Genomic DNA, 13,940 nt, shown 5'->3' with positions numbered 1-13,940 from the left:
ATAAAGTCCTTTTTAAAAGCTTTCTATCCTTATAGGGGATAATTGATAATAATAACAGGTAAACTGAGATTACGTGCTGCTTTTATTTTGCTATAGGCTTTCTTACCACCCGAATTTCTGCAGACAATGTAAGTAACTCGATTCTGTATTAGCAATTTCTCCTCGCTTTCTATCCTATTAGAAGGTTTGCCTGTTATGAGTGTATAATCAGAAAACGGTAATGATTTGATAGGATTATCGATCATGCGGATAATAAAATAGCAATCATCTCGTTTAATGAAGGAGTGAAGATGTTGTGATCCCAATGCAAGAAACACACGGGCTCTTAATGGTATAGCGATAGCGGCTTCAATATGTGAAGAAACCTGAATCCAATTGTCACCATTGACTTTTTTCCAGGGTGGGCGAGTATGAACCTGTAGTGGAATATTAACTTGTCTTGCAGCTTCGATTGCATGTTTACTGATTTTTTGTGCAAAAGGATGACTAGCATCAATAACTCGATCAATTTTTTGATTTTTTAACCATGTCACCATTCCTTCAATACCACCAAAATTGCCGATCCGCAAACTGCCGCTGACAGGATCTGGTGTACGCGTCTTTCCAACGAGTGATGTGATAATTTCATTGCCAGCCATGCTCAGGTTTTTAGCGATTTTAATCGCTTCTGTTGTGCCACCCAATAACAAAATTTTTTCATTCTGAATCATATTGAGCAATCATTTCTCCTTGTCTATTTGTTATGATAATCTCAACAGAGATTGGTGCATCTCGCAAAATACTTTGTGCTGTTTCATGACACAGTCGGGCAATCGTTTGGGGTAGTTCAATTTGAAGATTCTGAGTTATCTTAAGGATTTCAGCAATAGTATTTGCAGAAAAGATCTGATTCTTAAAATTTTGATTCACCCGTTCTGGTGCTATACTGGTTATGATTTCCAACAACCATTCTAAATCAACCTGACTACGGCCTGAATGTAAGTCGAGAGCGCCCTTTGCAAACTTAATCGCCTTTGCAAAGCCAAGAGCGATCGTGAGACGAGGAATTGGATTGGTGTGGAGATACTTAAGAAGCCCACCTGCGAAATCTCCCATATCGATTATAGCTGTTTCTGGCAAGTGGTAATAAGATTGGGCTGTGATCTCAGATGTTGATCCGGTTGCAGCAATAACGTGTTCAAATCCTTCAGAACGGGCTACATCAATACCATAGCGTATAGAATGTATCCAAGCGGAACAGGAAAAGGGGTGGACAACACCAGTTGTTCCCAAAATTGAAATCCCTCCTATAATACCTAGGCGAGGATTCCATGTTTTTTTAGCAATTTCTTTTCCTCCTGGAACCGTGATTGTAACCTGAAAATCTGGAGCGAGCTGGTGATCATTACAAAGTTCTTTAATGGTATTCTGAATCATCTGACGTGGTACGGGGTTAATAGCTGGTTCACCAGGAGGAAGTGGTAGACCTGATTTTGTTATAGTACCTACACCTAGACCAGCTTTAAATACGATTCCAGAGCGGGAGGGTAAAGGGATCACATGAGCAATAATTGTTGCACCATGTGTTACATCAGGATCATCGCCGGCATCTTTTACAATTCCCGCATACGCGCCATTGACATTCAGTTTTTCATAACACAGAGAAAAGTTAGGTGACTCCCCTTTAGGGAGGGTAATAGAAACAGGATTGGGGAATTGTCTCGTAATTAATGCGGTCAATGCAGCTTTGGTCGCGGCTGTTGCACATGCGCCCGTTGTCCAGCCTCTTTTTAGTTTGCCTGCTTGATTATCGCCTCCATCTCTGATCATAATTTTCTTATAAGTCACCTCTTTGAGGTGTAAAAGTGATGGTTTTCATTTATATAATGATGCATAATAAAAAAGTGGAAATTTTTATTGATACATTGCCGGAATTTGAACCTGGATGGGTGTGGTTAGTTGGGGCAGGTCCTGGTGATCCAGGATTGCTTACCTTGCATTCAGTTAATGCGCTTTGTCAGGCTGATGTTATTGTATATGATGCTCTCGTGGATCATTCGATATTGAGCATTGCTGATCCTCATGCTGAATTTCATTATGCTGGGAAACGTGGTGGAAAACCTTCCCTTAAACAGCAGGATATTTCTCTTAAACTGGTTCAACTCGCAAAAGATGGTCGTCGTGTTTGTAGGCTAAAGGGAGGAGATCCTTTTGTTTTTGGTAGGGGGGCTGAGGAAGCACTGACTTTAGTTGAAAATAGTATCAGTTTTCGTGTTATTCCTGGTATCTCTGCAGGAATAGGTGGGTTAGCCTATGCAGGTATCCCTGTTACTCACAGAGATACGAACCATAGTGTGACATTTTTAACCGGTCACGATGCCGGCGGTGTGGTGCCTGATACGATCGATTGGCAAGGATTAGCACGCAGTTCTCCTGTAATAGTTATGTATATGGCCATGAAACATGCTGAGCTAATTGCTAGAAAACTCATGGATGCCGGACGTGCAGCCGATGAACCGATGGCCTTTGTTTGTCATGCGACAACACCGACCATGACAGTTCATGAAACAACTTTAGGTACTGTCGGTAATTTATCTGATCTAGGTTTTACCCCTCCGGCAATTATTGTCATTGGCGAAGTCGTTAAATTACGAGTTGCTCTGGACTGGTTTGGCTCACTTCATAGCCATAAACTATTGAAAAATTCTTATTCACAAGTTAGAGCCTGATTCTTTGAAAAAGGGATTTATTGTTGCAGCAACTCACTCAGGCAGTGGAAAGACTACAATAACGTTAGGAATCTTAAGGGCGTTAAAGAATCGTGGTCTGCTTATCGGGTCAGCAAAAGCTGGTCCTGATTTTATTGACACTGTGTTTCATCAACAATCTAGTGGATACGATTGTTTTAATCTTGATCCTTGGGCAATGCGCGAAGAGCTGATCTTTACCTTAGCCCGCCAGCAACTCAAACAGGGTCTACTGATTGTGGAAGCAATGATGGGCTTATTTGATGGTGCCGACAATGGAAAAGGTTCTTCTGCTGATTTAGCTCAGTTGTTGGGACTTCCTATTGTTCTTGTTATTGATTGCACGAAACAGTCTCACTCAGTTGCAGCGACGGTTTGTGGATTCCGGGATTTTAAATCTGGATTATTTTTGGCCGGTGTCATTCTAAATAATCTAGGCAGCGAACACCACAGTCAGATAATGCATAGAGCGATGTCAAGTATTGGTATCACGGTGTTCGGTAGTGTGATGCGCAATCCCACTCTGAGAATGTCATCACGGTATCTTGGTTTAGTTCAATCAGAAGAATATGTTGATATTGAAAGTTTTTTAGAAAATGCAGCGACTATTATTGAGCATTCTATTCATCTTGATGCATTGCTGAATCTTGAAATTTCATATTGTTATCCTGATGGGAATGCACAATCTTTTATATCACCAGGCAAGAAATTGGTCATTGCTCGGGATCGAGCATTTTCATTTTTCTATCCTCATATCTTGAATGCCTTGCGAAAGAGGAACGCTCAATTTTCTTTTTTTTCTCCACTGGCAAATGAATCACCCGCTTTGGATGCCGATGCTGTGATACTGCCAGGTGGATATCCTGAATTATATGCAGAACAGTTAGCTTCGAACCATGTATTTCTACAAGGCCTATGGGATGCCGTAAAAAGGGGTGCCTTTGTGTACGGAGAATGCGGTGGTTATATGGTTTTAGGAACTTTTTTGATAGACTCAAAGGGCCAATATCATAAAATGGCTAATCTTTTGCCACTTATAACTAGCTTTGAGAAAAAAAAATTAAGTCTAGGGTACAGAGTAGTGAAGCCTTTAAAACAAATCCCATTTTTGACCGATTCTAATACTCATTACACTGCTCATGAATTTCATTACTCCACCATTCTTGAAGAAGGCACTACAGAACGTTTATTTGACGTAGCCGATTCACGTAATCGATCTCTTGGTAAGTGTGGATTGCGTAAAGGGAATGTGATGGGATCTTATATGCATCTTATAGATCAGATATGATACATGGTGGGAGTTTAGACGAAGCTGTGGGCCTCTATGGTGGCAATAGATATGATTGGCTTGATCTTTCAACCGGAGTTAATCCTAATCACTGGCCTATTCCTAGACTAGCTGATAATATATGGTCAACTTTGCCTGATTCTGATGCCTATTCTAAAGCTGAATCTGCTGTTCGAAAGGCTTATTCTGTACCTGATCGAGCAGCTATTTCTCTCGCTTCTGGTACCCAATCTCATATACAGTGGATACCTTTCCTGTTTAAGCCGCAGGCCGTAGCCGTTGTTAACTTTACTTATCAAGAACACATTTCTTGTTGGCGAAGGGCAGGTCATAAGGTCTATGTTACTGAGGGATTAGAAAGTGCTGAAAGGACTGCGAATATTATTATTGTTGTTAATCCCAATAATCCTGATGGACGCCAAATCCATCGAGATATCTTAAAAGATCTTGTACACAGATTAGGTGCAAAGGGAGGATTATTAATCGTTGATGAAGCTTTTTGCGATGTTACTCCAGATATTAGCATTATTGGTGAGACCGGATTGGATGGGCTTTTGGTTTTGCGGTCTTTAGGTAAATTTTACGGATTAGCTGGGGTTCGTTTTGGTTCTGTGATTTCTTTTAAAAGAATGGTAATGCGCTTAAATGAAGGGTTAGGTTATTGGTCAGTTTCTGGGCCAGCACTGGCGATTGCGGCAGCCGCTCTTGTAGATCAAAAATGGCGATTCCGGACGCTCAAACATCTCTCATATTGGCGAATCAAGTTTGAAGCTTTACTTCTTAAAAAAGGTTATCGAATCGTAGGAGGTACAGATTTATTCATTCTTGTTGAGATCAAGAATGCGTCTGAGATCTTCATTCGGTTAGTAAGATATCAAATTCTAGTGCGGTCATTTGATGCTAAGCCTAATTGGATTCGTTTTGGTATCCCGCAAAGTAACCAATCACTTGATCGTCTCGAAAAGGCGTTAACAATCATTGAGGACTAAATTGGAGAAAGGGAGAGAAAACTGGAAATTTTAATCTTTGCTTTAGTACTGGATCTTTGGATTGGGGATCCGGATTATTTTTGGGGCAAAATTCCTCATCCCGTTGTTGTATTTGGATATTTAATTAGTTGGGTTGATGAATTACGAAATGACATTGTCCTACCCTTTCGAACCCCCTTAGATGCTGATAAGAATGATTTTTATTTAGGGATCGCTCTTGTATTTATTTTACTGATTCTTTGTTTATTGGTTTCCATGTTAGTTAGCGTGGTGAGTTGGAGCTTTTTTGTTTTAGGTTGGAGCCTTGAGTTGCTAATTGTTTTTACATTGATCGCCCAAAAAAGCCTTTATGATCATGTTCGTGCAGTCTTTGTATCTTTTCATAAAAAAGATTTGATAACGGCAAAAAAGGCTCTTTCTCAGATTGTTGGGCGCGATATTTCAAATTTTGATGAAAGCAGCGTTAGCCGTGCAGCTATTGAAAGTTTAGCAGAGAATTTTTCTGACGGTGTTTTAGCTCCTGTCTTTTGGTATTCTGTTTTAGGCCTTCCAGGCATTCTTTTCTACAAAGCGATCAATACAACAGATTCTATGATTGGTTACCATTCAATAAAATATGAATATTTTGGAAAGGCAGCAGCTAAAATAGATGATTTCTTAAACTGGCCTGCTTCTCGTTTATCTGCTGGATTAGTCATAGTAGCTGGGTTATCTCAGGGAAAATTAGATGCCATAGGGGATTCTTATAAGAATATGAGAGATGCTAGTCTGCATCCTTCACCTAATTCAGGATGGCCAGAGATGGCGTTTGCGTCTGTGTTAGGAATCATGTTGGGTGGAGAACGTTGCTACACTGAAGGAAGGATTCAGGATTTTCTTATCAATGCAGAAGGGAGAGAAATTCTAACAGCAACCGACATAATGTCGGCTCTTAGTCTATATAAGAGAACCTGTCATATATTATTAATCCTTGTTATTTCGTTCGTAGTTTTTTAATAGGATGATAAGATTTTCCAGCTTTCATCAAATTGATTTCTAAACCAAGTCGATTGTCTTTTGGCATATTGACGGGAACTTAGCTTAACTTGGTCAATACAGGTATGAATGTCTAAATTCTTTTCTAGATAACGAGTGATCAGATCAACCCCAATAGCTCTCGATATGCCACAATTGGTAGGGATTTTCTGTTTCAGAAGAGTTGAAACTTCTTCAATAGCTCCATTATTGAATATAGACTCGGTACGACTATTAATACGATCATTCATCACAGAGTGTTCTGGTAATAAGAGTAATTTGAGTTGACTCTCATAGGAAAACAATGGGGACTTGGAACAGGTTTTTTGAAAAAGTAATAAAGACTTTTCTGTTGCAAGAATAACCTCAAGTGCTCTTGCAACACGCTGTCCATCACTTGCGTGAATCCGTTTGGCTAAAAAAGGATCTAGCGTTTCCAGTTGTTGGAATAGAGATTCTTTCTTCCCTTCACGCAACCGTTGTCTGACTTCATTCCGAATCGTTGAAGGTATTGCTGGCACCTCGGCCAATCCATCTAGTAAGGCACGGAAATATAATCCTGTCCCTCCTACAAATATAGGGATTTTCTCACGTAATTTCAGGTCATCCAAAACTGATGAGACATGTTGAAGCCATTTTGATACTGTGTAGACTTCATAAACTGGAACACAACCATAGAGGTGGTGAGTGATTCTATTGAGATCAAGTTGGGACGGTCTTCCCGTCAGAACATTTAATAGATCATAAGCTTGCATTGAGTCAGTATTAATAATCTCACCATGATTTTTTTCTGCTAAATCAAGGGCAAGGGCGGACTTGCCGCTTGCTGTTGGGCCTGCTATTAAGATCACATCTGGTCGACAATTCAAAACTATAAATTCTTTCTTATGTCAGAAACCGCGCGCGTCGCAACACTTATCGCTAATCCCAATCACCCTTGTCTTTATCCCGAATTAGTTTGTGCTGCAAGAGATTCTTTGGGAGCATCTTGTCTTCATTACCTTGCTGATTCCATTGCCTGTGATATTCCAATTCCAATCCATTGTGATTCGCCTATGTTGATACTAACCGATCTCCTTAAGAATCAACCCATTGATATTATAGTTCAAAATTCCGATAAGCGTAGAAAAAAGATCCTAGTTGCTGATATGGATTCAACTCTTATTCTTCAAGAATGTATAAATATCCTCGCGGAGGAAATTGGTATCGGTAAGCAGGTAGCCAAGATTACAGCTAGCGCTATGAATGGAGAAATGGACTGTGAAACCGCTTTAAAAAAAAGAGTTTCACTCCTTAAAGGCCTTCCTGTTAGTACCATACAGTCGATCCTTTCAAACAGGATAGACTTAATGCCAGGAAGCCGAACACTAGTTCAAACTATGAAAGCTCATGGCGCTTATTGCGCTCTGATTTCTAGTGGATTTACTCATTTCACAAACGCCATTGCATCGAGACTGGGTATGGATGAAAATCGGGCAAACATTTTGGAAGAACGTGAAGAGAGGCTCACTGGCAACGTTATACTCTCAATTTCAAGCGGGACCGCAAAAGTTGAAGCGCTAAAAAAAATAGCACATTCCTGTGGTATTTCAGTTCGTGAAGCGATTGCTGTTGGTGATGGTGCCAATGATCTAGGAATGTTAGCATTGGCTGGCACCGGCGTCGCTCTGCATGCAAAACCTATCGTTATCAAACAGTCTGAACACTGCATTGAACATAGTGATTTAACAGCACTTCTCTATATACAAGGATATCATCAATTAGATTTTGTTGTATAGTTCAATGAACTTTTTTCCAACCTTTAGAAGATCTTCTTGGTTTCAATTTATCTGTGAATAACAAACAGTAGAAAAATAGAAAAGTGTTGTATGTAAATGTAAGCTCGAGATAATCATATTTTCAATTTTGAACATGATGTGCCAAGGCAGCTTCCATAAAAATGTTAAGATCACCATCTAAAACAGCTTGAGGATTAGTTGACTCAACTCCGGTACGAAAATCTTTGACAAGTTGATACGGTTGGAGAACATAAGATCTAATCTGATGACCCCAGCCAATTTCTGTTTTACTTTCATGGGCAGCTTGCGTAGCTTGCTCTCTCTTTTTTAATTCAAGATCATGAAGGCGTGCTCTCAGCGCTTTCAAAGCATTAGAGCGGTTTTGGTGTTGTGATTTTTCTGAAGAAGTAACGACAATGCCAGTCGGAATATGAGTAATCCGAACAGCAGAATCTGTTGTATTAACATGTTGCCCCCCTGCCCCTGATGAGCGATAGGTATCAATACGAATATCAGTTTCAGGAATAGAAATTTGGATATTATCATCAATAACTGGATAGATCCAGATAGAAGAAAATGAAGTGTGACGACGAGCATTATTATCATAAGGTGAAATACGAATTAGACGGTGAACGCCACTTTCATTTTTGAGCCAACCATAAGCATTATGTCCTTTGATCAGCACAGTCGCTGACTTAATTCCAGCTTCATCTCCTGGTGTTGTTGCCTGGATTTCAGTTGTATATCCGTTTTGTTCAGCCCATCGAAGATACATACGCAACAGCATATTTGCCCAGTCATTGCTTTCTGTTCCACCAGCACCAGAATGTACTTCAAAGAAGGTGTCATTCGAATCAGAGTTTCCAGATAAGAAAGTTTCAATTCGACGTTTACCTAAATCGATATGTAACATTCGGATCATATCCTCTGCTTCATTTAAAATCTCTGAATCCTCTTCAATTTCTGCAAGTTCTATAAGGTCTTCTGCGTTCTTGAGATCAGATTTAAGAAGATGGATCTCCGTAATGTTTTTTAGGAGCAATTGTCGTTCACGCATCAGTAACTGTGCCTTTTGGATATCTTTCCATAAATCCGGTGCTTCAGCAGCACAATTGAGTTCTTCGAGGCGTGATTCTGCATTTTCCCAATCCAAATGGCGTTGAAGCAAACTGATTCCCTTTTTGATCTCATCAAAAAGTGATTGAATCTCTGAACGCATTTAAATTCCTGAAAGTTAAAATCAGAGAGAAAATGCCTTCTCACTTAGCAAGGGCTTTCTCTCTCTTATAATTGGTTAAGAGAATAGGATTTACGAAAATATTTTTCTCATTTTCGTTTTTATTGTTTTAGATTGTTGAGAACATACATTTCCTTAGATTTAGATCAGAGTAGAGAAGGACTGTCATCAGTTTATTAAAATAACTAAAGTCGCTCTTAAGTCTTCTTATAAAAGAAAAGATCAGTCTTAATCATCTTTACTTACCTTTAGGAAGGATTTAGAATCAGTTAAAGTTAGATCCATATGATGATTTTTTAAACTCTTAATGCATATTCTTAGCGTGAATAAAATTCGACAGTTAAATTGGGTTCCATAATGATTGGATAGGGAACATCTGAAAATGTAGGAATATGGATCAAAGAAGCTGTCAGTTTCTTATGATCTATAAGAATATATTCAGGAACATCACGTTCAGCGAGCTGAATAGACTCCAAGACAATGGAAAGCTGCTTTGATTTCTCACGCACTCCAATTACGTCACCGACTTTACAGCGATAGGATGGAATGTTTACACGACGATCATTTATATTAATATGGCCATGATTGATGAATTGACGAGCAGCAAAAACAGTGGGTACGAACTTAGCACGGTAGATAATTGTATCTAAGCGACTTTCAAGAAGACCAATTAAGTTCTCAGAAGAATCACCCCTTAATGCATTGGCATGATCATAAATCTTACGAAATTGCTTTTCTGAAATATTGCCATAGTAACCTTTCAGCTTTTGCTTCGCACGAAGTTGAAGACCGAAGTCTGATAATTTACCCTTTCGACCCTGTCCATGCTGCCCAGGACCATAATTACGACGATTGATTGGAGATTTTGGACGACCCCATATGTTTTCACCCATACGGCGGTCAATTTTATATTTAGTGCTTAATCGCTTGCTCATTGAACTTCCTAAAGAGACCTAACCGTTCCAGGATTAGATGAATCCAAACCGAAAAATAAAAATGATACCCTTCTATGATCCTTCTCCTTAATAAAAAACAAAGATTTGAATAACGTAGGAATAGGTACACGAATCATATGATTAAAACCATATACTTCGCAACCGGTAAAAGGTAAGATTAAATATGTCAAGTCTATACAAAATGAACATCATAACTTTTTGATCATGCTCTTTCAATTTCAAAGAGGTTAATGAGATTATAGAAAAAGCGTATCAATCGGAAAAACTCTTATCGTGTTTAACACGGGCACTGGTCTATATGAAAGCTTCTTCCAATCGAAGATAATATTGTTACTCCCCCCTCAAGTCAAGAATGAAGTATCATTTCAAAATTATGTAAATTCACTGATTAGGCAGTGAACAGCATATGACAAAAATTCATTGAAATAATGATCCCGCATTACGAAAGAATAAAGAATTTTAATTAGTAATTATGAATTTCGACAATCTTATGGTTTCTAATAGTTACAATACGGTCCATGCGAGCCGCTAATTCATGGTTGTGTGTTGCGATCAAAGCTGACAATCCCTTTGACTGAACTAATTTCACTAAAGTTTCAAAAACAAGATTAGCCGTGCAGGGATCAAGATTTCCAGTCGGTTCATCAGCCAATAATAATTTTGGATTATTTGCAACAGCCCTCGCAATAGCAACCCGTTGCTGTTCACCACCAGATAGATCTGATGGCCTATGGTGTGCTCTTTGTAAGAGTCCTAGATGCTCTAGTAATTTTTTTGCTCTGTGATTAGCCTGATGGACAGATTTTCCACAGATCCGCTGAGGAAAGGAGATATTTTCCAGTGCATTTAAATCAGGTAATAAGTGGTGAAATTGGTAGACAAAACCAATATCAATACGGCGTATACGTGTGCGTTCATCCTCACCTAGAAAACTACATTCTATACCTGAAATGATTAAGGATCCAGAATCAGGTTTCTCCAACAATCCAGCTAAATGAAGAAGCGTTGACTTACCTGCACCTGAGGGGGCAATAAGTGCGACCAGTTCTCCTCGTCTGATCTCAAGATCCGCATCTTTAAGAATTATCAGGGAATGATCGTTTTTACGGTAAGTTTGATTGATTCGACATAAGGAAAGAACCAGTTCAGAATTACTCATAGCGTAAAGCTTCAACTGGATCCAGACGCGCTGCTCGCCAAGCAGGAAACAAAGTGGCAAGAAGAGATAGACCCAATGCCATGAAAACCACAGTCATTGTCTCCCATATATCAAGACGTGCTGGAATTTCACTTAAAAAACGAACTGTTGGATCCCATATATTTTCTTCAGTAATTGAATGAACAAAATTCTGTATTCCCTTAATATTTAAACAAAAAAAAGTCCCAAGACAGACTCCTGAAAAAGTACCCAATATACCAATGCTGGATCCCGTAATTAAGAAAACACGCATAATTGAACCACGACTCATCCCCATAGTTCTTAACACAGCGATATCACGGCCTTTATCCTTAACAAGCATAAAGAGACCAGAAACGATATTTAAAGCTGCAATCAAAATAATCAAGGTCAGTATAAGAAACATAACATTGCGCTCAACCTCGAGTGCACTTACTATTCCGATATTTTTTTGACGCCAATCACTTATGTAAACAGGTCTTCTTGCCGCGACTTCGAGTGCGCGGCGCATAGTATTCGTATCGTCTGGATTCTCGACAAAAACTTCAACGAGATCGGTCTTTCCTTCCTTGTTAAAATACCACTGAACTTCGTTCATCGGAAGAAAGATAATTGAACTATCATACTCTGACATGCCCATTTCGAAAATGGCTACAATCGGATAATACTTAACTCTAGGCATTATTCCAAATGCCGTGATATCCCCTTGAGGGTTGATGAGCTTGATATTCTCACCCAATGTGAGACCCATTTTTTCAGCCATACGAACCCCAATTACGGCTCCTGCGTTCCTATCAAACCCATCGAGGCTTCCCTGGTTGATATTACCATGCAACGCTGGTAGGCGTTTTAAATCAACTTCAAAAATACCGCGCACAATAGCACCCGTGCTCCCTTGTCTACCCGATACAAGAGCTTGCCCCTCTATCAGAGGTAAAGCTAGTATAACACTTTCAAGGATTTCAAAACGCGTGTCTATAGCTTCATAATCAGTCATTTCTGTGTGAGCCGGTTGCACGACCATATGACCATTCATACCTAATATACGATTAAGAAGTTCGGTACGAAAACCGTTCATTACGGCCATGACGATTATTAATGTCGCAACGCCAAGCATAATCCCAATGAACGAAATGACAGAAATGAACGAAATAAAACTTTCCTTGCGGCGACTACCAAGATAACGGCAAGCTAACATCCACTCAAATGACGAAAACAAACGAGTTCAAACCAAGAAAAAGGTTAAGGTATGACCGGTTTTAAATAACAAAAGATTCTCCTTTTTTTAAAGTAAAAAGCTTATTGAGAGCTGCTTCAAGGGATAAGATTTCCCGTTCACCAGTAGATCGATTTTTAATTTCAGCCTCATCGTTTGAAAAAAGACGGGGACCAATTATCATTTGCCAAGGCAGACCTATAAGGTCAGCTAAAGCAAATTTTTCTCCAGCATGACGATCGATATCATCATAGAAAAGATCAAAACCGGCATTTAACAGTTTGGTATAAAGATCAGAACAAGTGGCGTCTATCCCTTTATCACCTACGCGGAGATTTATCAAAGCTAGATCAAATGGGGCCACTGATTCGGGCCAAATAATCCCCTTTTTATCATGACAAGCTTCAATGAGTGCAGCAACCAACCTGCTAGTTCCAATACCATAAGAACCCATAAAGACCGGTCTTTTTTTTCCGTCGGGTCCCATCACTTCTGCTCCCATAGGCTTTGAATATTTTGTACCAAAATGAAAAATGTGTCCGACTTCAATTCCTTTTATATTAAGCTGATTCTTTGGATTCAGCTGTGACCAAAGCGCTTCATCGTGAAGATCATGAGTTCTGGCATATAATTGGTTCCACTGATTAAAAATATCAGCCATCAGGAGATCATCTGAATAATCAACTTCAGCACCTGGTACCAACAAACTCAGATAATCTTTATCACAAAAAATTTTACTTTCCCCTGTATCAGCACAAATCAAAAATTCATGACTTAAATCCCCACCAATTGGACCTGTATGAGCACGGATAGGGATAGTCTTTATCCCCAAACGGTCAAAGATTCTGAGATATGAGGTAAACATACGGTAATAAGAGGTCCGGGAGGAAGCTTCATCAAAATCAAAAGAATAAGCGTCTTTCATTCGAAATTCACGACCGCGCATCACACCAAAACGAGGCCTAACTTCATCACGAAATTTCCACTGCATATGATATAGATTCAAAGGCAAATCCTTATAAGAGTGAACATAAGAACGAAAAATATCGGTAACCATCTCTTCATTTGTTGGACCGAGTAGTATTTCACGTCCATATCTGTCATAAATCCGAATCATTTCCTTGCCATAATCATCATAACGTTTAGATTCATGCCATAAATCAGCAGACTGAAGTGATGGCATCAGTAATTCAACTGCCCCGGCACGGTTTTGCTCTTCCCGTATGATGTTCTCCACTTTCCGCATGACTTTGAGACCTAAAGGCAACCATGAATAGATTCCAACTGATTGTTGCTTGATCATGCCAGCACGTAGCATCAACTGGTGCGAAATAATTTCCGCTTCGCGAGGTGCTTCTTTCAAGGCAGGAAGAAAATATTTAGAAAGGTACATCTCATTCTCAAATAGAAAACTTATTACTCACTATAATAAGTTTGAAGTTCATAAGTAGAAAATATCTGTTATTTCAGATGAACGAGTAAACTCGTTATATCCTCTTTGGGAAAAAGATACTTCTTTTAACAATTTATTATTAGAATCGTTCTTCAAGATCTGAGTC

General features: G+C 39.3%; 13 protein-coding genes. 5 read left to right on the top strand and 8 right to left on the bottom strand.

Annotation, left to right across the window (positions count from 1 at the left end):
* Window positions 1–29 precede the first annotated feature (29 nt).
* Both AAGD37_RS03920 and AAGD37_RS03915 read right to left on the bottom strand, forming a co-directional pair.
* Window positions 30–710, bottom strand: coding sequence for a cobalt-precorrin-6A reductase (locus tag AAGD37_RS03920; protein WP_341760228.1), 681 nt, complete (start codon window positions 708–710; stop codon window positions 30–32).
* The gene (locus AAGD37_RS03915; protein WP_341760227.1) at window positions 697–1,809 is read right to left on the bottom strand and encodes a cobalt-precorrin-5B (C(1))-methyltransferase; all 1,113 of its coding nucleotides are present in this window, start codon (window positions 1,807–1,809) and stop codon (window positions 697–699) included. Before AAGD37_RS03915 ends, AAGD37_RS03920 begins: the two co-directional genes overlap by 14 nt.
* Before the next feature lie 56 nt (window positions 1,810–1,865).
* On the opposite strand from AAGD37_RS03915, the gene cobA reads away from it, so the two are divergent.
* The 4 genes from cobA to cbiB are packed head-to-tail and all read left to right on the top strand — an operon-like array spanning window position 1,866 to window position 5,999.
* On the top strand, window positions 1,866–2,708 hold the full coding sequence (gene cobA, locus AAGD37_RS03910; RefSeq protein ID WP_341760688.1) for a uroporphyrinogen-III C-methyltransferase: 843 nt from the start codon (window positions 1,866–1,868) through the stop codon (window positions 2,706–2,708).
* Between the two features lie 4 nt (window positions 2,709–2,712).
* Window positions 2,713–4,014, top strand: a complete 1,302-nt coding sequence (locus tag AAGD37_RS03905; protein WP_341760226.1) for a cobyrinate a,c-diamide synthase — start codon at window positions 2,713–2,715, stop codon at window positions 4,012–4,014.
* Window positions 4,011–5,003, top strand: a complete 993-nt coding sequence (cobD, locus tag AAGD37_RS03900) for a threonine-phosphate decarboxylase CobD (RefSeq protein WP_341760225.1) — start codon at window positions 4,011–4,013, stop codon at window positions 5,001–5,003. Before AAGD37_RS03905 ends, cobD begins: the two co-directional genes overlap by 4 nt.
* Window positions 5,004–5,999 carry an adenosylcobinamide-phosphate synthase CbiB gene (cbiB, locus tag AAGD37_RS03895; protein WP_341760687.1) on the top strand — a complete coding sequence of 332 codons (996 nt, stop codon included), beginning with the start codon at window positions 5,004–5,006 and terminating at the stop codon, window positions 5,997–5,999.
* On the opposite strand, the gene miaA is transcribed toward cbiB, so the two are convergent.
* Window positions 5,996–6,886 (bottom strand): tRNA (adenosine(37)-N6)-dimethylallyltransferase MiaA, encoded by an 891-nt coding sequence (miaA, locus tag AAGD37_RS03890; RefSeq protein ID WP_341760224.1) that lies wholly within the window; start codon window positions 6,884–6,886, stop codon window positions 5,996–5,998. The two genes, cbiB and miaA, sit on opposite strands and share 4 nt — an antisense overlap.
* Window positions 6,887–6,904: 18 nt before the next feature.
* Between miaA and serB the strand changes: the two genes are divergently transcribed.
* Window positions 6,905–7,795, top strand: coding sequence for a phosphoserine phosphatase SerB (gene serB, locus AAGD37_RS03885; RefSeq protein WP_341760223.1), 891 nt, complete (start codon window positions 6,905–6,907; stop codon window positions 7,793–7,795).
* A gap of 121 nt (window positions 7,796–7,916) precedes the next feature.
* Here the strand turns inward: serB and prfB are convergent, their stop codons facing one another.
* The 5 genes from prfB to proS form a co-directional block, all read right to left on the bottom strand.
* Window positions 7,917–9,014 carry a peptide chain release factor 2 gene (gene prfB, locus AAGD37_RS03880; RefSeq protein WP_341760222.1) on the bottom strand — a complete coding sequence of 366 codons (1,098 nt, stop codon included), beginning with the start codon at window positions 9,012–9,014 and terminating at the stop codon, window positions 7,917–7,919.
* A 335-nt stretch (window positions 9,015–9,349) separates the two neighbouring features.
* The gene (rpsD, locus tag AAGD37_RS03875; RefSeq protein WP_341760221.1) at window positions 9,350–9,967 is read right to left on the bottom strand and encodes a 30S ribosomal protein S4; all 618 of its coding nucleotides are present in this window, start codon (window positions 9,965–9,967) and stop codon (window positions 9,350–9,352) included.
* Window positions 9,968–10,451: 484 nt separating this feature from the next.
* Window positions 10,452–11,147 (bottom strand): ABC transporter ATP-binding protein, encoded by a 696-nt coding sequence (locus tag AAGD37_RS03870; protein ID WP_341760220.1) that lies wholly within the window; start codon window positions 11,145–11,147, stop codon window positions 10,452–10,454.
* Window positions 11,140–12,363, bottom strand: a complete 1,224-nt coding sequence (locus tag AAGD37_RS03865; protein WP_341760219.1) for a lipoprotein-releasing ABC transporter permease subunit — start codon at window positions 12,361–12,363, stop codon at window positions 11,140–11,142. Before AAGD37_RS03865 ends, AAGD37_RS03870 begins: the two co-directional genes overlap by 8 nt.
* Window positions 12,364–12,424: 61 nt before the next feature.
* Window positions 12,425–13,774, bottom strand: coding sequence for a proline--tRNA ligase (gene proS / locus AAGD37_RS03860; RefSeq protein ID WP_341760218.1), 1,350 nt, complete (start codon window positions 13,772–13,774; stop codon window positions 12,425–12,427).
* Window positions 13,775–13,940 lie beyond the last annotated feature (166 nt).

Source organism: Candidatus Endowatersipora endosymbiont of Watersipora subatra, from assembly GCF_964026585.1.
GTDB lineage: Bacteria > Pseudomonadota > Alphaproteobacteria > Rhizobiales > Rhizobiaceae > Pseudahrensia.
This window is presented reverse-complemented; position numbering and strand designations above follow the sequence as displayed.

Excerpts from the sequence above, each read along its gene's own strand:
- AAGD37_RS03920 (WP_341760228.1), bottom strand. The coding sequence starts at position 710 with ATGATTCAGAATGAAAAAATTTTGTTATTGGGTGGCACAACAGAAGCG.
- AAGD37_RS03915 (WP_341760227.1), bottom strand. The coding sequence starts at position 1,809 with ATGATCAGAGATGGAGGCGATAATCAAGCAGGCAAACTAAAAAGAGGC.
- cobA (WP_341760688.1), top strand. The coding sequence starts at position 1,866 with ATGATGCATAATAAAAAAGTGGAAATTTTTATTGATACATTGCCGGAA.
- cobD (WP_341760225.1), top strand. The coding sequence starts at position 4,011 with ATGATACATGGTGGGAGTTTAGACGAAGCTGTGGGCCTCTATGGTGGC.
- serB (WP_341760223.1), top strand. The coding sequence starts at position 6,905 with ATGTCAGAAACCGCGCGCGTCGCAACACTTATCGCTAATCCCAATCAC.
- prfB (WP_341760222.1), bottom strand. The coding sequence starts at position 9,014 with ATGCGTTCAGAGATTCAATCACTTTTTGATGAGATCAAAAAGGGAATC.
- rpsD (WP_341760221.1), bottom strand. The coding sequence starts at position 9,967 with ATGAGCAAGCGATTAAGCACTAAATATAAAATTGACCGCCGTATGGGT.
- AAGD37_RS03870 (WP_341760220.1), bottom strand. The coding sequence starts at position 11,147 with ATGAGTAATTCTGAACTGGTTCTTTCCTTATGTCGAATCAATCAAACT.
- AAGD37_RS03865 (WP_341760219.1), bottom strand. The coding sequence starts at position 12,363 with ATGTTAGCTTGCCGTTATCTTGGTAGTCGCCGCAAGGAAAGTTTTATT.
- proS (WP_341760218.1), bottom strand. The coding sequence starts at position 13,774 with ATGTACCTTTCTAAATATTTTCTTCCTGCCTTGAAAGAAGCACCTCGC.